Source organism: Kitasatospora sp. NPDC058032 (assembly GCF_042885845.1).
GTDB lineage: Bacteria > Actinomycetota > Actinomycetes > Streptomycetales > Streptomycetaceae > Kitasatospora.
In genome coordinates this window covers 159685-177062 of the sequence record NZ_JBHVRK010000007.1, presented here as the reverse complement: position 1 = coordinate 177062, position 17378 = coordinate 159685, and the positions used below count along the sequence as shown (strand labels likewise).

At 74.4% G+C, this 17378-nt stretch carries 13 protein-coding genes; 11 read left to right on the top strand and 2 right to left on the bottom strand.

Annotated features, from left to right (window positions below):
• Nucleotides 1-7: 7 nt before the first annotated feature.
• The 4 genes from ACFVUH_RS14255 to ACFVUH_RS14240 all read left to right on the top strand — a co-directional run bounded on the left by ACFVUH_RS14255 (nucleotide 8) and on the right by ACFVUH_RS14240 (nucleotide 4395).
• Nucleotides 8-847: a carbohydrate ABC transporter permease gene (locus ACFVUH_RS14255; RefSeq protein WP_355363120.1), complete on the top strand. Its 840-nt coding sequence runs from the start codon at nucleotides 8-10 to the stop codon at nucleotides 845-847.
• On the top strand, nucleotides 847-2445 hold the full coding sequence (locus ACFVUH_RS14250; protein WP_387913337.1) for an amylo-alpha-1,6-glucosidase: 1599 nt from the start codon (nucleotides 847-849) through the stop codon (nucleotides 2443-2445). Before ACFVUH_RS14255 ends, ACFVUH_RS14250 begins: the two co-directional genes overlap by 1 nt.
• Before the next feature lie 94 nt (nucleotides 2446-2539).
• Complete coding sequence (locus tag ACFVUH_RS14245; protein ID WP_387913335.1) at nucleotides 2540-3340, top strand: serine protease; 801 nt, start codon at nucleotides 2540-2542, stop codon at nucleotides 3338-3340.
• A 53-nt stretch (nucleotides 3341-3393) separates the two neighbouring features.
• The gene (locus tag ACFVUH_RS14240) at nucleotides 3394-4395 is read left to right on the top strand and encodes an RNA ligase family protein (protein WP_387913333.1); all 1002 of its coding nucleotides are present in this window, start codon (nucleotides 3394-3396) and stop codon (nucleotides 4393-4395) included.
• Nucleotides 4396-4674: 279 nt separating this feature from the next.
• On the opposite strand, the gene ACFVUH_RS14235 is transcribed toward ACFVUH_RS14240, so the two are convergent.
• A complete protein-coding gene (locus ACFVUH_RS14235) occupies nucleotides 4675-6147 on the bottom strand; it encodes an MFS transporter (protein ID WP_387913331.1) in 1473 nt (490 codons plus the stop codon).
• Nucleotides 6148-6346: 199 nt separating this feature from the next.
• Between ACFVUH_RS14235 and ACFVUH_RS14230 the strand changes: the two genes are divergently transcribed.
• The 4 genes from ACFVUH_RS14230 (at nucleotide 6347) to ACFVUH_RS14215 (ending at nucleotide 11879) form a co-directional block, all read left to right on the top strand.
• On the top strand, nucleotides 6347-7981 hold the full coding sequence (locus ACFVUH_RS14230; protein WP_387913329.1) for a PucR family transcriptional regulator: 1635 nt from the start codon (nucleotides 6347-6349) through the stop codon (nucleotides 7979-7981).
• 55 nt (nucleotides 7982-8036) lie between these two features.
• Nucleotides 8037-9038: an LD-carboxypeptidase gene (locus ACFVUH_RS14225; protein ID WP_387913328.1), complete on the top strand. Its 1002-nt coding sequence runs from the start codon at nucleotides 8037-8039 to the stop codon at nucleotides 9036-9038.
• Between the two features lie 165 nt (nucleotides 9039-9203).
• Nucleotides 9204-10463 (top strand): alpha/beta hydrolase family protein, encoded by a 1260-nt coding sequence (locus ACFVUH_RS14220; protein ID WP_387913327.1) that lies wholly within the window; start codon nucleotides 9204-9206, stop codon nucleotides 10461-10463.
• Nucleotides 10464-11492: 1029 nt separating this feature from the next.
• Nucleotides 11493-11879, top strand: coding sequence for a peptidase inhibitor family I36 protein (locus ACFVUH_RS14215; protein WP_387913326.1), 387 nt, complete (start codon nucleotides 11493-11495; stop codon nucleotides 11877-11879).
• 448 nt (nucleotides 11880-12327) lie between these two features.
• On the opposite strand, the gene ACFVUH_RS14210 is transcribed toward ACFVUH_RS14215, so the two are convergent.
• Nucleotides 12328-13482 (bottom strand): IS701 family transposase, encoded by a 1155-nt coding sequence (locus tag ACFVUH_RS14210; RefSeq protein ID WP_387913579.1) that lies wholly within the window; start codon nucleotides 13480-13482, stop codon nucleotides 12328-12330.
• Between the two features lie 404 nt (nucleotides 13483-13886).
• On the opposite strand from ACFVUH_RS14210, the gene ACFVUH_RS14205 reads away from it, so the two are divergent.
• The 3 genes from ACFVUH_RS14205 (at nucleotide 13887) to ACFVUH_RS14195 (ending at nucleotide 17245) form a co-directional block, all read left to right on the top strand.
• A complete protein-coding gene (locus tag ACFVUH_RS14205) occupies nucleotides 13887-15236 on the top strand; it encodes a diaminopimelate decarboxylase (RefSeq protein WP_387913325.1) in 1350 nt (449 codons plus the stop codon).
• Nucleotides 15237-15384: 148 nt separating this feature from the next.
• Nucleotides 15385-16092 carry a DUF998 domain-containing protein gene (locus ACFVUH_RS14200; RefSeq protein WP_387913323.1) on the top strand — a complete coding sequence of 236 codons (708 nt, stop codon included), beginning with the start codon at nucleotides 15385-15387 and terminating at the stop codon, nucleotides 16090-16092.
• A 193-nt stretch (nucleotides 16093-16285) separates the two neighbouring features.
• Entirely contained in the window at nucleotides 16286-17245 is a 960-nt protein-coding gene (locus ACFVUH_RS14195) for a helix-turn-helix domain-containing protein (RefSeq protein WP_355363139.1), read from the top strand.
• Nucleotides 17246-17378: the final 133 nt, after the last annotated feature.

Sequence of the window (17378 nt, the reverse complement as noted above, 5' to 3'; positions counted from 1 at the left end):
CGCCGCCATGACCGTCCGCCACACCACCGCCCCCCGGCAGCTGCTCCTGCACACCGGGCTCGTCCTCGGCGGCCTGCTGATGCTGTTCCCGTTCGTCTGGATGGTGCTGACCTCCTTCAAGGGCGTCGGCCAGATGATCAACGAGCCGCTGTCCTGGCTGCCCTCGCCCTGGCGCACCCGCAACTACCCCGACGTGCTGCGCGAGGTGCCGATCGGGCGGGCCTACTGGAACAGCATGTACATCGCGGCGATCACCGTCGCCGCCACCCTGCTCACCGGCGCCATGGCCGCCTACGCCTTCGCCCGCATCCCGTTCCGCGGCTCCGGACCGCTGTTCGGCCTCTTCCTGGCCACCCAGATGGTCCCGGCCCAGGTCACCATCGTGCCGCTGTACATCATGCTGGCCAAGCTCCAGCTGATCGACTCCCACCTGGCGCTGATCCTGCCCGCGATCGCCAACCCCTTCGCGGTCTTCCTGCTGCGCCAGTTCATCCGGGCCGTCCCGGTCGAACTGGAGGAGGCCGCCCGGATCGACGGCGCCGGCCGCTGGACGATCTTCTGGCGGATCGTCCTGCCCAACATCCGGCCCGGCCTGTGGACGCTCGGCATCATCGTCTTCCTGGCCAGCTGGAACAGCTACTTCTTCCCGCTGGTGTTCCTCAACTCCTCGGAGCTGTTCACCGTCCCGCTGCTGCTCGACTCCTTCAACTCCCAGCGCGGCGGCATCGACTACGGACTCACCGCGGCGCTCTCCGCGATGACCGTGGTGCCGATGCTGATCGCCTTCCTGATCGGGCAGCGCAAGATCCTCGACAGCATGGCCTCCTCGGGCCTGGGAGGGCGCTGATGTCCCCGTCACCCCGGGTCGAACTCGACCTCGTCGAACGGCCGTTCACCGAACGCGGCGCCCGCCTGCTGGTCACCGCCGAACCGGAGCGGGACGGCGGCCTGCGGGTCGCCCGGGCCGCGTACGAGACCCCGCTCGCCGCCACCACCGAACTCACCACTCTGCGCGTGCACGACGCCGCCGGGCGCCCGCTGCCCGTCGTCCGGGCCACGCCCGTCGAGGTCGCTCTTGCCGGCGGGGTGTCGCTGCTGTTCGCCGACCCCGCCACCCTGGTGCTCACCGGGCACGGCGCGCGGGCGTCCTGGCGGCTGCCGGACGGCACCGCGCGCACCCTCGCGCTCGACGGCTGCCACGTGCTGGCCGGCCCGCCGGGGCGGTGGTCCGCCCCTGCCGTTCGGGCCGCCGCCGAGGCCCGCTGGGCCGACTGGTTCGCCCGGATGCCGCCCGTGCGCCCCGACCTCGCCGAGCGCGCCCGGATGGCCTGGTGGACGCTGGCCGTCAACCTGCTGCCGATCGCCGGACGGGAGGGCCTCGTCCCGTCCAAGTACGGCTACGTCGGCGTCTGGAACTGGGACGCCCTGTTCCACGCCGTCGCGCTGCGCCACGGCGACCCGGCGCTCGCCCGCGACCAGATCCTGCTCGTCCTGGACCACCAGCTGCCCGACGGCCGGCTGCCCGACGTGGTGCACGACCACGGCGTGCTCGCCGACACCACCGACCTGCCGCGCGCCGACCACGCCCGCCTCGCGGAGCACGTCGGCAGCGCCAACGGCGCGCGCCCCGAGCGCGCGCCGGTCCCGGTCACCAAACCGCCCCTGGCCGCCTGGGCCGTCTGGAAGGTCCACGAGACCGCCCCGGACCTCCCCTTCCTCGCCGCCGCCTACCCGCGGCTGGTGCGCGCGCACACGTGGTGGTTCGCCGCCTCCGACCCGGACGGCGACGGCCTGCCCGAGTACCTGCACCCCTACTCCTCCGGCCTGGACGACAGCCCGGTCTGGGACCACGGGCCGCGCGCCGAGCCTCCCGACCTCAACTCCTACCTCGTCCTGGAGGCCGACCGGCTGGCCGACATCGCGGCCGCCCTCGGCCGCCGGGCCGAGGCCGCCCGCTGGCGCGAACGGGCCGCCGCCCACGCCCGGCTGCTGGTCGAACGGCGCTGGGACGGCGCCCGCTTCACCACCCTGGCGGGCGGATCGCCGGTGCCCGTGCGCACCGCGCTCGACCTGATGCCGCTGTTCAGCGGCCGGCTGCCGGCCGGGATCGCCGCCGCCCTGGAGCGGACCCTGCGCTCACCCTCCTACTGGGGCGGGCGGCCGGTGCCGACCGTGGCCTTCGACGACCCCGCCTTCGACCCGGAGGCGATGTGGCGCGGCCCGGTCTGGCTCAACGTCAACTACCTGCTGGCCGAGGGCCTGGAGCGCTCCGGCTTCCCGGGGACGGCCGCCGAGCTGCGCGAGCGCACCCTCGCCATGGTCCGGGACGGGGGTGGCCTCTACGAGTACTGGAACCCGCTGACCGGCGCCCGCGCGCGCCGTGCGACCTCCGGCTTCGGCTGGTCCGCGGCGCTCTTCCTGGACCTCGCCAGGATCGTCGGATAGTACGACTGTCCCTTTCTCCCTTCATCACCTGACGCACCCTCACTAACCTTCCCCCCGGACGGAGGCCCACCACCACAGAGATGGAGCACCGACCATGCGACCGACCATGCGACCGACCGCGCGACCGACCGCGCGAACCCTGTTCAGGACCACCCTCGTCGTCCTCCTGACCACCCTGCTCGCCGCCGCCGCGGCACTGACCGCCGCCGCCCCGGCCGGCGCCGTCGTCGGCGGCACGGCGGCGAGCGCCGGCCAGACCCCCTACCTCGTCTCCCTCGCGCGCGGCTCGCACTTCTGCGGCGGCGCCCTCCTCGACCCCGGCACGATCGTCACCGCCGCCCACTGCGTCAAAGGCGTGAGCGCCGACGCCCTGACCGTGCGCGCGGGCAGCCTCCAGCACGCCTCCGGCGGCGTCCGCGCCAAGGCCGCCTCCGTCCTGCTGCACCCCTCCTACGACCCGGCGACGCTCGACTACGACCTCGCCCTGGTGCGCCTCGCGGCCCCGCTCGGCGGCAGCGGCGTCGCCGCGGTCCCGCTGCCGGCCCGGGACAGCGACCCGGCGGCCGGCGGCGCCCAGGTCTCCGGCTGGGGCGCGACCGCCCAGGACGGCCCGCTGTCCGCGTCCGCGCGCATCGCCGCCGTCCCCCTCATCACCCGCGACAAGTGCCGCACCGAGTACGGGCCCGCCAACGTCACCGACCGGATGATCTGCGCCGGGGAGGACGCCGGCGGCAAGGACGCCTGCCAGGGCGACAGCGGCGGCCCGCTCGTCGCCGGCGGCGTCCTGGTCGGCGTGGTCTCCTGGGGCCTGGGCTGCGGCCGCCCCGGCTACGCCGGCGTCTACACCCGGATCGGCGCGCTGCGCTCCTGGATCGACTCCCACCGCGGCGGCTGACCCGCCCGGAAACCCGTTGCGCGGACGGCGGAGGGCCGGTGATGATCCGTGGCATGAGCGCCGACCCCGTCCTGCACCCCTACCCCAAGATCTCGGCGCGCGGCGGCGTCGCCGCCTCCGGCGCCCGCGGCTGGGTCGCGGCGGAGAAGGTGCACGGCGCGCACTTCGCCGTCGTCTGCGACCGGGAGGGCGTGCGGCCCGCGAAACGGCGCGAACTCCTCGGCGACGACGCGCTCGACGACTTCTTCGGTGTCAGCCGGATCTGGCCCGCGCTCGCCGTCGCGGCGGCCCGCCTCGCGGCGGCGGTGCGCGAGGGCTCCGGCCCCGCCGCCGTGGTGACCGTCTACGGCGAACTCGCCGGCGGCGGCTACCCGCACCCGGAGGTGCCCGCCGCCGACGGCGTCCAGCCGGTGCAGACCGGCGTCTGGTACGCGCCGGGGCTGCACTGGCTGCTCTTCGACGCCACCGTGGAGACCGCCGACGGCCGGTGCTGGCTCGCAGACCGCGCCCTGCGCGAGGCCGCGACCGCCGCCGGGCTGACCTGCGTCCCCGCCCTCGGCCACGGCGCCCTGACCGCGCTCCAGGAGCTGCCCGCCACCTTCCCCAGCCGTGTCCCCGCGCTGCTCGGCCTGCCCGGGCTGCCCGGCAACCTCGCCGAGGGCTACGTCCTCAAACCGGCCGGTCCCTGGCCGCCCGAGGCCGGTCCCCGGCCGCTGCTGAAGGTCAAGCAGCCGGCCTTCGCCGAGGACGAGCGCTTCGACGGCTCCCGCCCCTACCTGCCGCCACCGGACGGCGCGGCCGGCGTCCCCGCCTGGCTCCTCGTCCAGGCCGCCGCCCTGCTCACCCCCACCCGCGCGGCCGCCGCCGTCAGCAAGCTCGGCCCCCGCACCCCGCCGGACACCGTCGCCGCCGAGATCGCCCACGACATCGCCGCCGAACTCGCCGAAGCCCTCGGCGGCCTCCCCGCCCCCACCCGTCTCGCCCTCCGGCGCGCCCTCACCCCCGCCGCCACCGCCCTCGCCCACTTCGACGCGGAGGACCGCCGCACCGCCTGAGCGGCACCGCCTGCCCCGGCGGCCTCCCCACCACCCAGCACCTCCTCGCCGGCCCGGTGCCGAGGGCCGGCCCATCGCCGCGCGCGTCGAGCCTCGGCATCCGGGGCTCCACGGCGCGCGTGTGGCCCCGGCGTCGGAGGCCGGGCCGGGAGCACGGTCGAGGAGCCTGGCGGCGCTCGGGAGCAGGAAGTCGGCGGGGCCGGCTGCTGAATCCGCGCCCCGGTCCGCTTCGGCGGGGCGGACCGGGGCGACGGCGGCGGTTCGGGCCGGGCGGGCGCGTCAGGCCCGGGTGACCTCCGCGTCCTTCCGCTGCGGCGCCGCCGGGGGGCGGGTGGCCGTGAAGACCAGGCGGCCGGCGGGGAGGATGAGCGCGGCCGGGGCGGCCAGCAGGTAGAGGCCCGCGGCGGCCAGCAGGCCGGTCGCGGCGGAGCGGATCGGCGGGTGGCCGCCGTCCAGCAGACCGAAGTAGACGGTGCCGAGCAGCGCCACGCCGGAGGCGGCACCGATCTGGATGGCCGTGTTGACCAGTCCGGCCGCGGCGCCCACGTGGTGGCCCGGAGTCTTCGCCAGGACGGTGGCGATCAGCACCCCCGAGGTCATCGACATGCCGACGCCGCTGATCAGCAGACCGGGGATCAGCTGCCAGGAGTGCAGCCCGGTGCCGTAGCGGACCACCGCGAGGGCGGTGAGACCCAGGCCGAGGGCCAGCACCAGGCAGCCGAGCACCGCGAGCGGCCGGCCGAGCTGCCGGAGCCTGGTGGCGAAGGGGGAGAAGAGGCCGACGCCGACGGCGGCCGGCACCAGGGTGAGCGCGGTGTGCAGCGGGGAGAAGCCGACGGTGCTCTGCAGGTGGACCGTCACGATCACCGGGTACGCGGCGCCGGCGAAGAACAGGACGGCGACCGAGAGCCCGCCGAGGACGGCCCGCCTGCGCAGCAGGGCGGGATCGATCAGCGCGCCGTGGCCGCGTGCGACGACAGCGCCCTCGTAGCGGCCGAAGAGCCACAGCAGAGCCGGGCAGGCGGCCATGTCGGCGAAGGTCCACCAGGGCCAGTCCAGGGTCCGGCCCTCGACCAGCGGGTAGAGCAGGGCGAGTACGGCGGCGGTGGCGAGGACGAGGCCGCGGATGTCGGTGGTGGTGGCGTGCTCGGAGCGGGAGTCCCGGCAGAGCACTGCGGTCCCGATCAACGCGGCGATGCCGACCGGCAGGTTGACGAAGAAGATCGGCCGCCAGCCGAGGCCGAACAGGTCGGCGTCGAGCAGCAGGCCGCCGAGCAGCGGGGCGCCGACGCCGCCGATCGAGAAGGTCAGCCCGTAGACGGTGGCGGCGCGCTGCTGCTCGACGGGCGGGAACTCCACCCGGAGCATCGCGAGCACCTGCGGCACCATCAGGGCGGCGGAGGCGCCCTGGAGGATCCGGGCGGCGACCAGCATCTCCGGGTTGACGGCGGCTCCGGTGAGCAGCGAGGTGAGGGTGAAGGCGATCAGTCCGGCCTGGAAGACCTTGAGCCGGCCGTGGCGGTCGCCGAGGCGGGAAGCGGTGATCATGCCGGAGGCGAAGGCGAGGGTGTAGCCGGCCATCGCCCATTCGAGCTGGGTGGAGGAGGCGCCGAGCTCGCGGCGGAGCGTGGGTAACGCCACCTGGAGAACCGTTCCGTCGATCAGGTCCATCACGGTGGCCGCCATGGTGACCACCAGGGCGGCCCAGCGGCGGGGGTTGTACGGCGTGGTTGCGGGCCGGGGCACGGGCATGTGAGGCCCCTTCCGGTACTCGGCGGGAGCGGACAGGATGCTTTGCTTTGAAAGCAAAGCTATTGGGCCCGTGAAGAGGTGTCAACGGACGCCCCACCGGCCGGGCCGGGCGCCATACTGGGCGTTCGTGCGTTCATGGGCGCGTGTGTTCGTGCGCTCGGGTGTTCATGCGGCCGGACGGGCAGGGGAGGAGCGGCGGGTGGTGGAGCGGACGTTGCGGGGAGCGGTGGCACTCGCCGAGGCCGTCGTGGAGGTCGGCCACGCCCCGCTCGGGCTGGACGTGCCGGTGGCGGGGCTGGAGGTGTTCGACCGCGCCGAACCCGGGGCGGACCCGGGCACCCTGCTGGTGGCCGTCGGGCTCGACCCGCGCTCGGAGCGGGCCCTGACCCTGGTCCGCGCGGCGGGGCGCGACCGAGCCGCCGGGGTGGTCTTCCGCGAGGAGGGCGCCGGCCCGCCCAACGACGCGCTGCGCACCGCGGCCGACGAGGCCGGCACCGCCCTGCTGTTCCGCCGGACCTGGGCCGACTGGGCACAGCTGATCGGCACCCTACGGGCCGGCCTCGCCGTCGCCGAGGAAGCCGAGGTGGCCAACGTGCCGCTCGGCGACCTGGACGCGCTCGCCGAGGCGCTCGCCGCGCTGGTGGGCGGCGCGGTGACGATCGAGAGCCCCGACTCCCGGGTGCTCGCCTACTCCTCCAACAACCGGGACGTCGACGACATCCGCCGCTCCACCATCCTGGCCCGCCGGGTGCCGGCCGAACGCCGGGCGGCGATGCGCGAGGACGGCTTCTACGCGCTGCTGCGCCGCACCCCGGGCGCGCTGCACCGCCGGGCCGACGGCACCGCCCCCGAGCGCGCGGCCGTCGCGGTACGGGCCGGCGAGGAGGTGCTCGGCTCGCTGTGGGTCGCGCCGACCGGCCGCCCGCTGCCGCCGACCGTCGCCGAGGCGCTGCGGGCGGCGGCCCGCATCGCGGCGCCGCACCTGCTGCACGACCGGGCCCGCCGCACCGGGCAGCGCGAACTGGTGCTGGAAGCGGCGCGCGCCCTGCTGGCGGGGCGCGGATCGGCGGACGTCCTGGCCGCCCGCACCGGACTGCCGCCGGCCGAGCCGTGCGCGGTGCTGGCGCTCGCCCTCGCCCCCGGGCCGGATCCCCGGCCCTCCGGCGCCGCCCCGGTCAGCGGCGGGCGGCTGGCCCGCTCGGCGCACGCCGCCTGCGCCCGGCGCGGCCACGCCACGGTGGCGGTGGCCGCCGACGGCGGCGCCCGGGTGCTGCTCGGCGGCCTGGAGCACGATCCGCGGCAGGCCGCCGCCCGGCTCTCCCGGCTCGCGGGCGCGCTCGCGCCGGAGCTGTCGGCGGAGCTCGGCCGGCCGGTACGGATCGGCATCGGCGAGGTCCGGGCCGCCCTCGACCGGGCCGCGGACTCCTCCCGCACCGCCGAGCAGGCATTGCGCGCCCTGCGCCTCGGCCGCTCGCCGAACCCGCCGCCCGCCGCCGGCATCGGCGAACTCGCCGACACCGTCGCCCTGCTGACCGCCCTGGACGCGCTGCGGGCCCACCTGGCGCCGGCGCCGGAGAGCTCGGTGGCCCGATTGGTGGCCCACGCGGCGAAACCGGGGGAGGAGGTGCTGCTCGACACCCTGCGCGCCTATCTGGAGCACGCCGGGGACAGCGCCCGGGCCGCCGCCGCCCTGGGGGTGCCCGCCAGCACCTTCCGCTACCGCAAGCAGAAGGCGGAGAAGGTCTGCGGCATCGACCTGGACGACCCGGACGCCCGGCTGCTCGCCCAGCTCCACCTGCGCCTGCTCGCCCTGGACGCCGCCGAACGCGACTGACGTCGCCCGGCGAAACTCGCGTGACCCCACGGACGGTACCGGCCAGACTGACGCCATGACCGGAGCCGCACCGCCCCGACTGCTTCGACCGCGCGCCCTGAAGCCCGGAGACCTCGTGGTCATCGCCGCGCTGTCCGGACCGCTGCCGGCCGCGTACGAGCCCAACGTCGAGCGGACGGTGGCGGTGCTCGAACGGATGGGATTCCGGGTGCGCCGGGCCCCGCTGCTCGAAGCGGGCCGGTGCCGCTGGTGGAGCGCGGCCACACCGACGGAGATCGCCGGGGAGCTCAACGGCCTGCTGCGTGACCCCGAGGTGCGCGCGATCGTCGCGAGCGACGGCGGCCAGACGGCGCTCGGCTACCTCGACCTGATCGACGTCGAGGCGGTCGGGGCCGACCCCAAGCCGATCCTCGGCCACAGCGACATCTCCCTGCTGCACCTGGTGCTCCACGCGCGCACGGGCCTGGTCGGGTTCCATGCCGACATGGCCGTCCCCGGTTTCGGCGGCCACTGGCAGTCCGCACCCGCGGCGCGCCGAGCGGAACTGGAGAGGCTCTACACCGGGTTGCTGACCGGCACCGAGGCGATCGGCGCGCTGCCCGCGAGCCCGTCGTGGGAGTGCTGGCGCCCCGGCCGCGCCGAAGGCCGGCTGATCGGCGGGGTGATCAACCGCATCGTGCTCGCCCAGGCGACGCCCTTCGCGCTGCCGCTCGAACGGTTCGACGGCGCGGTGCTGTTCTGGGAGGAGATGGGCGGCCTGGCATCGTACGTGTGGAGCTATCTGCAGGTGCTGCGGCACTGCGGCATCCTCGACCGGATCGCCGGCATGGTCGTGGGCGTCCCGCACGAGATCGGCGGACTCGAACCCGGCGCCTCCCCGACCCTGCGCGAGATCGTCCTCGACGTCCTCGGCGACTGCGACATCCCGGTCCTGGGCAACGTCGAGTTCGGGCACGCGGGCCCGAACCTGCCGATGCCGGTCGGCCTCCGGGTCGGCCTCGACGCCCGACGGCGGACGCTGTCGCTGCTCGAACCGGCGGTGTCGCCGTCCCGCTGAACGTCCGCGCCCCGGATGCGCCCCGGACCGGGACCTTCGAGCTCGGTACGGACGTGGGAAGCGGTCCGCTGCCGCCGGTTGTCAGCCCGTGGTCGACTGCGGGTGGCGGAGCGTCATTCGGTGGGCCGATGCCGCCCACCCGCCCCGCGTGACAGCGTTCCGCGCATGGACACCACGCCGAAGGACATCGCGCCGATCGCAGGCAGTACCGGACCGACCCGCCGCCGTCTGCTGGGCGCCGCCCTCGCCTTGAACGTCATCGCGCCGCTGGGCCTCGCCCGCGCCGCCTCGGCCGCTCCCGCCTCCTCCGGTGCCGTCCGCTCCGGCGGCACCGGCTCCCCCGCGCGGCTCACCCTGCCCGCTCCCACCGGCCCCTTCCCGGTGGGCATGGTGCCGCTGCACCTGCGCGACGAGTCCCGGCTCGACCCGAACGCCAGGCCCGGAAGGTTCCGCGAGCTGATGGCCACCGTCTGGTACCCGGCCCGGGTCGCGAACGCCGACGCGTACCCGCTCGCCCCCTGGATGACCGAGGGCGCCCTGAAAGCCTTCCTCGACGACACCGGCTTCCCGCTCCCTCCCGAGCTCGTCCCGCTCACCGCCGGCCACCAGGGCGCGCCCGTCCACCGGACCGGCCGGCCGCTGCCCGTCGTCCTCTACTCGCACGGTGCGGGCGGCCACCGAGGCGACCACACCATCATGGTGCAGGAGTTGGCCAGCCACGGCTTCGCCGTCGTCACCGTCGACCACACCCACGACGGCATCACCGAGTTCCCGGACGGGACCGTCGTCACCCGGGACGGCGTCGCCCCCGGGCTGTACCCGAAGGACTACGCCGCCGATCTGCTCTTCCTGCTCGAACGTGTCGTCGACCTCGCCGACGGACGCAATCCCGATGTCGACGTCCGTGCCCTGCCGGCCGGCCTGCTCGGCGGCCTGGACGCCCGGAACATCGGTGTCTCCGGCTGGTCGAAGGGCGGCACCGCCGCCGCCCTCGCCATGGTCGCCGACCGGCGCATCCGCGCCGGTCTCACCCTGGACGGCCGGATGGAGTCGAACCCCGCCATCACCACCGACATCGACCGGCCGTTCATGATGATGACCGCCGTCTACGCCCGGGCCACCAGCCCGTACGTCGAGACCTTCTGGGGCCACCTGCGCGGCTGGCGCCTCGATGTCCAGGCCACCGGCGCCCTGCACGTCTCGTACGGCGACAACATGGCGCTGATCCCCCAGGCGGGCAGGCTGATCGGCATGACCGAGCAGCAGATCCAGTCCCAGGTCGGCACCCTCGACCCCGACCGCGGCGCCCTCATCCAACAGGCCTACCCGCGCGCCTTCTTCGACCTCCACCTGCGCAACCGGCACTGCGGCAACCTGCTCGACGGACCGTCGAAGGCCTTCCCTGAGGTCGTGTACCACCCGTAGGCCCGGTACGAGCGGTGGGCGGCAGCCCCGGGGAGAACCACCGCGACCGCGCCATGCCTAGTACTGCAACGGTGCTTACCGTGACGTCCGTTGGGTTCACTCGTTGGGCTGTTCGGACCTTCAGGGGCAGATCGGTGTCGGTCAGGCACTGGTGGAGGGCCTCCCAGTGGGAGCCGTCGTCGAGGGCGACGGGGTCGGGCCGGGGCCGGAGGAAGGACGGTGAGGTCGCGGCTATGGCCGCGGTGTCGCGCCCGCACAGGGTGCTCGCCTGCGGGTCCTCCGGCACGTCGGGGTCCGCCCCGGCGGCGTGCACGGCGACGACCGCGGGCTCGGCCCGGCCCGGGTCAGGCACCTCGCTGGGGTGCAGTTCGAAGAGGACGACGATCGAGGCCATGGTCCGAGGATCGGGCCCCGGGGCGGTTGCCACACCCGGGGTCGGCCTGTCGGCCCACGCCGACCACCAGCCCCTGCCCCGGGCTCGTCGGTGGCCGGCGAGCGCGTCCTCGCGCGTGGCGTGCGGCGTACGGTGGGGGTATGGGCCGCGCCGCTTCGTGCACCCGAGGTCCCGCCACCCGCATGCGAGGCCTTGTTGAGCGCACTGTGCAGGCCGCGCCTGCGCCGGTGCTCCGGCGAGAGCGGCAGGTCCGCCGGCGTCTTCACGGGGGGCGTCCGTGCACAGCAACGCGTCGGCCGATTCGAACAGCGTGTCCTGGCGTTCGTCCAGGCAGTCGTAGGGTTCACCCGGCAGAGTGGCGGTTCCGCGAACGCCTTCCGCTGGGCCTCGCTCTTCGTCACACTCGTTCATCGTGGCCTTCACGTCGATTCCCGTACCTGATAGCCGAGTTCAAGATCACATGAAGGCCGTTCCGGCGTCCGCCGAACCCCCGTGTGGGCGACAAGGCGGACCACCCAAAAGTTGGCATGCCCACGCCTAAATTCGTTGCCGTCCGGTATAGAACAGCAGGGACCATCGGGCCCTGCGAGCCGAAGGACATCCGGCACTTCGGCAACTCACTCCTGGAGTAGCCCGTGTTCCGCACCACACTTCTCGCCGCCGCACTGGTCATCGCGTCGGCCGGAGCCACCACGGCCCCCGCCATCGCCCAACCCGCCACTCTGAACGCTGTCCTGCACTTCAGCGGCAACAGGTGCCCCGACGACAGTCTCTGTCTCTACAAGGACGGCAATTTCACCGGCGGCGGGGTCGGCCTCCAGCGCGGGAACGAACTCCCGGCTCTCAACAACGTCCGAATGAACGACATGCTCTCGTCCTGGTCCAACGACTCCGGCGTCACGTGTTACTGGTACGAGCACGAGAACTTCAAGGGCGCCTCGCACGACATGAAGAACGGCTACCGCGTCAACCTCCCCGACAATGAGAACGACACGGCATCCTCGGTCCGCTGCGACAGGTAGCACCGCGAGGATCGACCTACAGCCGACGGCGGCACCGCGATTGGCTCTCGGGGGCGGGCCGTGCCCCGCCGGGGTGGCCGCCGCGAGGCGGTTCCCGGCGGGGAGGCCTCCGCGCACGTCGGCACGGACGTCTCCCCGAACGGCAGGAACGGGTCGATGTCAGCTGGACAGGGCGAGTTGGCGGATCTGCTCGATCTCGACCTTCGGGCCGGGCAGGCCGCGGGGGGCGTTGATGTAGGTTCTGAGCTGGGCCCCAAGTCCTAGTACTGCAACGGTGCTTACCGTGACGAGGCTTCAGCCGTCGGGCTGTGGCCTCGTCTCTTGTAGTGGCTGATCCGGGCCGGGTACTGCCGTCGGCGGCGCCAGCGGGACCAGTGCAGGACGTGGGCGATGCTGCGGCGGACCGGCTGGGCGAGGCGGGTGACCAGGCGGCGGATTTCGGGGACGGTCAGCGGTATAAGGTCTGGCGTTCGAGCGGGTCCAGCCCCTTTTCGAGCCGCTGGGCGCGCAGGACGGCGAGGTAGGCGTGGACGGCCATGGCGAGTGTGATGTGCCGGTACCAGCCCTGGTGGCGACGGACCTGGTAGTCGTCCAGGCCGCACTGGCCCTTGGCGCTCTGGAAGCACTCCTCGATCGCCCAGCGGGCACCCGCGACGGCGACCAACTCGTTCAGGGTGGTGTCGGCGGGCGCGTAGGCGATGTAGTAGGCGACCTTCGTCGGATCGGTGATGCTGCGGCGGGCGGGCACCCAGTGCCGCCGGTCCGGGCGATGCCCGGGACGGACCTCCACGCGTGCCCAGTCGTAGATCCGCAGGCCGTGGGCGCCTTCACCGCACGAGCGGCGCTTCCACTTCTGCCGGGACAGGCCCGCAACCAAGTCGTGAAGCCGGTGGTCCATCGCCCACCGAGTGACGACCGTGTCGTGGCGGGTGGTGGCCACGACGTGGAAGACGTCGGCCTGTTCGAGCTCGGTGCGCCAGCCCTTGCTGTTGCCGTAGCCGGCGTCCGCGGTCATCCACCGGAACGGGATCCCGTCGTCGATCGCCCGGCGGGCGATCTGGTGCTTGGTCGCGAACTCGACCTCGTCGCCGATCCCGGCGGCCCGGCAGCGCTCGCGGTCGTCGGTCCAGGACTTCGGCAGGTAGAGCGCCCGGTCGATCAGGGTCCGGCCAAGCCGTCTGGAGTAGGCGAGGAAGACGCCGACCTGGCAGTTCTCGGTGCGGCCGGCGGTGCCCGAGTACTGCCGCTGAACCCCGGCCGACCGTACGCCCTTCTTCAGGAACCCGGTGTCGTCCACGATCAGCACGCCGCCCGGGTCGGCCAGGTGCTCGACGACGTACTCGCGCACGTCGTCGAGCACCCCGTCCGCGTCCCAGTCGATCCGGTTCAGCAGTCGCTGGATCCGGTCCGGCCCGCCGTGACCGGCCTCCTCGGCCACCGTCCAGCCGTTCTTGCGTTCCAACGGCGCCAGCAGACCCCGCATGTACGCCAGCGCGGACTCCCGCGACTCACTCCGCGTGAACCGCTGCGCAAACCGCTCGTGCAGCCCAGCCAACCCATCCGACCAGAAACGAGCATCGACCTCGGATATGTCCCCACCCATGAACAGCCCAACGAGTGAACCCAACGGACGTCACGGTAAGCACCGTTGCAGTACTAGCAGGCGACAGGCGTTTTCCGGCGCCGTTCATTTCTGTCGGCGGGGTCGACAATTCCTAGCACTGCTCCAACTCTCCCGGTGTGACCGATTGGCCGCACGCGACGGTGCTCCGGCCCCGGGTTCGCCGTCGGGCACCAACCCGGCGGTTCCGGGGGCGGCGTCCGGGCGGGTGACGCGGGGCCGTGCCCGGAAATCCGCGCCGTGGGACGAAGACGCGGCAGCCGTCCGCCGGGCAGCCTGGTGCCACGCCCGGGCCACCCTGTCCCCGGTCCCGGGCGTCGGGCGGCCCGATCATCCGGCCGCCGCCCGGCCCCCGACCGCCCGACGAGCCCGTGGAGCGCGACACCATGACCCTTCCCCAGCCCGCCACCGGCCCGGGCGCCGCCGGCTCGCCCGCCACCGGCCCGGGCGCCGCCGCCCGCCGCGAACTCGTCCTGCGCGAGGCCGTCCGCCGCCGGCTGCTCGACCCGGAGGACGCGCTGCTCGCCGTCTTCGTCGACCTCGACGGCGTGGCCGCGAGCGTCGCCGAGCTGCACGCCGCCTTCCCGCCCGAGGTCGAGGCGCTGCACACCTTCGCGGCGAAGGCCAACTGCCTGGTCCCGCTGCTGGCTCGGCTGCGCGGGCTGGGCATGGGCTGCGAGGTGGCCAGTCCGGGAGAGTTCGCGCAGGCCCTGGCGGCCGGCTTCGACCCCGCGCGGATCGTCTTCGACTCGCCCGCCAAGACCCGCCGGGAGCTGGTCCGGGCGCTGGAGCTCGGCGCCGCCGTGAACGTCGACAACTGGCAGGAGCTCGACCGGGTCGACGACCTCCTGCGGGCCGGTGCCTCCGCCTCCCGGATCGGCGTGCGGGTCAATCCACAGATCGGCGGGGGCAGCATCGGGGCGATGAGCACCGCCACCCCCACCTCCAAGTTCGGCATCGCCCTGGCCGACGAGGGCAACGCCGAGCGGCTGGTGGAGGCGTTCCGCGCACGCCCCTGGCTCAGCTGGATCCATGTGCACGTCGGCTCGCAGGGCTGCCCGCTGGACCTGATGGCCGAGGGTGTCGCCCAGGCCGTCGCCTTCGCCGAGCGGGTCAACGCCGAGCTGGGTCGCCGCCAGGTGGAGGGCATCGACCTCGGCGGCGGACTGCCCGTCAACTTCGCCGACGACACCACCGCTCCCGGCTACGCCGACTACGTCGGGCGGTTGCGGGCGCACGCCCCGGCGCTGTTCGACGGCCGCTACCGGCTGGCGACCGAGTTCGGCCGCTCGCTGCTCGCCAAGAACGGCTTCACCGCCGCGTACGTCGAGTACACCAAGGAGTCCGGGGGCCGGCGGATCGCGGTCACCCACGCCGGCGCCCAGGTCGCCACCCGGACGGTGTTCATGCCGGACGCCTGGCCGCTGCGGATCACCGCGCACCACCCCTCGGGCGCCGCCAAGGACGGCGGCGACCCGGTGCCGCAGGACGTCGCCGGACCCTGCTGCTTCGCCGGCGACCTGCTCGCCAGGAACCGTCCGCTGCCGCCGCTGGAGCCGGGCGACCTGGTCGCGCTGCTCGACACCGGCGCGTACTACGCGACGACCCACTTCCAGTACAACAGCCTGCCCGAGCCGGCCGTGCACGGTTTCACGGTGGACGCCGGGGGAGCGGTGCACTTCGAGCCGCTGCGCCGGGCCCAGCCGATCGAGGAGCTGCTCCGGCCGGTCGACTGACCCGACTCCGGGTCACGGTGCGGTGACGGACGGTCAGAACGGCAGGCGGGAAGGGGTTCGCGGGCGGCGTGGCGCGGGTATCACCCTGCCGCGACCGCCGGCCCCGGCCGCGGTCCGACAGCCTCGGCTCGTTCAAGGAGGCCTCGTCATGACCGCCCGCATCCCCGCCGAAGCCCGACCCCCCGCCGATCCACAGGCCCAGGACGTGCGCACCGTGCGCCGGCTGCGCCTCGGGATCGGCCTCCTCGGCTTCCTCCTGCCGATCGTGCTGCCCGTCGGCAACAGCCTCACCTCCGCCCGGATCGCCCTGCTCGACTCGATGAGCGCCTCCTACTACACCCATATGCGCAACGTCTTCGTCGGCGGTCTGTGCGCCATCGGCGTCTTCCTCATCTGCTACCGCCACGACCGCCGCGAGGACCGGCTGAGTTCGGTGGCCGGGGTGCTGGCGATCGGGGTGGCGCTCTTCCCCACCGAGCCGCCGGCCTCCGTCACCGCGCACCCCAGCGGTGTCCAGACGGTCGTCGGCGTGCTCCATCTCGTCTTCGCCGCCGGGCTGTTCGGCGTGCTGGCGTACTTCTGCCTGCGGCTGTTCGCGGACTCGCCGGCCACCGGTGGCCGCCGCCCGGCGCGTGACCGGATCTACCTGGTCTGCGGCTGGGTGATCGTGGCGGGCATCGGGGCGGTCGCCGTGGCCGGGGTGCTCCACCTGGCCCGGGACTGGCCGCTGACCGTGCCCTACCTGGGCGAGGCGGTCTCGGTGTTCGCCTTCGGTGTCGCCTGGCTGGTGAAGGCGGAGGCCCTCACCGGCCTCGCGCCCCGTCCCGCCCCGGCCGCCGCCCCCGCCGGTCCCTGACGGCCACCCGACCCGCCTGCCGGGCCCGGCCGCCCGACCCGACCCAGCGGCGTGCCCGACCCGCCCCGGCGGCGCGCCCGGCCCGCCCCGGCCGCAAGCATCCCGCCGATGGCAGGATGCTTGCGGCCGGTGTCGGACCGGCCGGGGCGTGCCGCGGCGCCCATCGGCACCGCGGGGAAGTGGAGAGGGTCCGATGGGCCGCAGGAAGCACCAGGTGGCCGTGCTGGTCCTGGAGGGCGCGAAGCCGCTGGACGTGGGCATCCCCGCCCAGGTGTTCTCGAGTCGGCCGAGCATGCCCTACACGGTGCGGGTCTGCGGCCCGGCGCCCGGGCTGGTGGCCGGCGGTGACGGCCTCTCCTACCACGTGGCCGAGGGCCTGGAGGCGGTCGAGCACGCCGACACCGTCTTCGTGCCCGGGTACCGCGACCCGGCCACCACCGAACCCCCGGCCGCGGTCGTCGAGGCGCTGGTGGCCGCGCACGCCCGCGGTGCCCGGCTGGCCGCGATCTCCACCGGGGCGTTCGCACTGGCGGCCACCGGTCTGCTCGACGGCAAGCGGGCGACCACCCACTGGCACTACGCCAAGATCCTGGCGGAGCGCCATCCGCGGATCCGGGTCGACGAGAACGTGCTGTTCGTGGACGAGGGCGCGGTGCTCACCTCGGCCGGCGCGGCCTCCGGCATCGACCTCTGCCTGCACCTGGTGCGGCGCGACCACGGGGTGGGCCTGTCCAACCACGTGGCGCGGCGGCTGGTGGCCGCGCCCTACCGCAGCGGCGGCCAGGCCCAGTACGTGCCGCGCAGCGTGCCCGAGCCGCTGGGCGACCTCTTCGCCGACACCCGGGAGTGGGCCCTGGGGCACCTCGCCGAGTCGCTGACGCTGGAGGGGCTCGCCCGGCACGCCCGGGTCTCCGCGCGCACCTTCTCGCGGCGGTTCGTGGAGGACACCGGCTACACGCCCATGCAGTGGGTGCTGCGGGCCCGGGTGGACCTGGCGCGCGAACTGCTGGAGCGCACCGACCTGGGGGTGGAGCAGATCGCCGACCGGGTCGGGCTCGGCACGGGGGCGAACCTGCGGCTGCACTTCCACCGCGTCCTCGGCACCTCGCCCACCGAGTACCGCCACACCTTCGCGGCCCGCTCGGACGGGTGAGCACGCGGGTCCGGACGTCCGCGCCGCGTTCGGTGCCCGATCGGGCAGAGAAGGACCGGTCCCGTCCCGCGGGGGCCCCGGATCGTCGATCGTTGACCTCAAAAGTGGTCTAGTCCATCGCGGTCGGACGGGC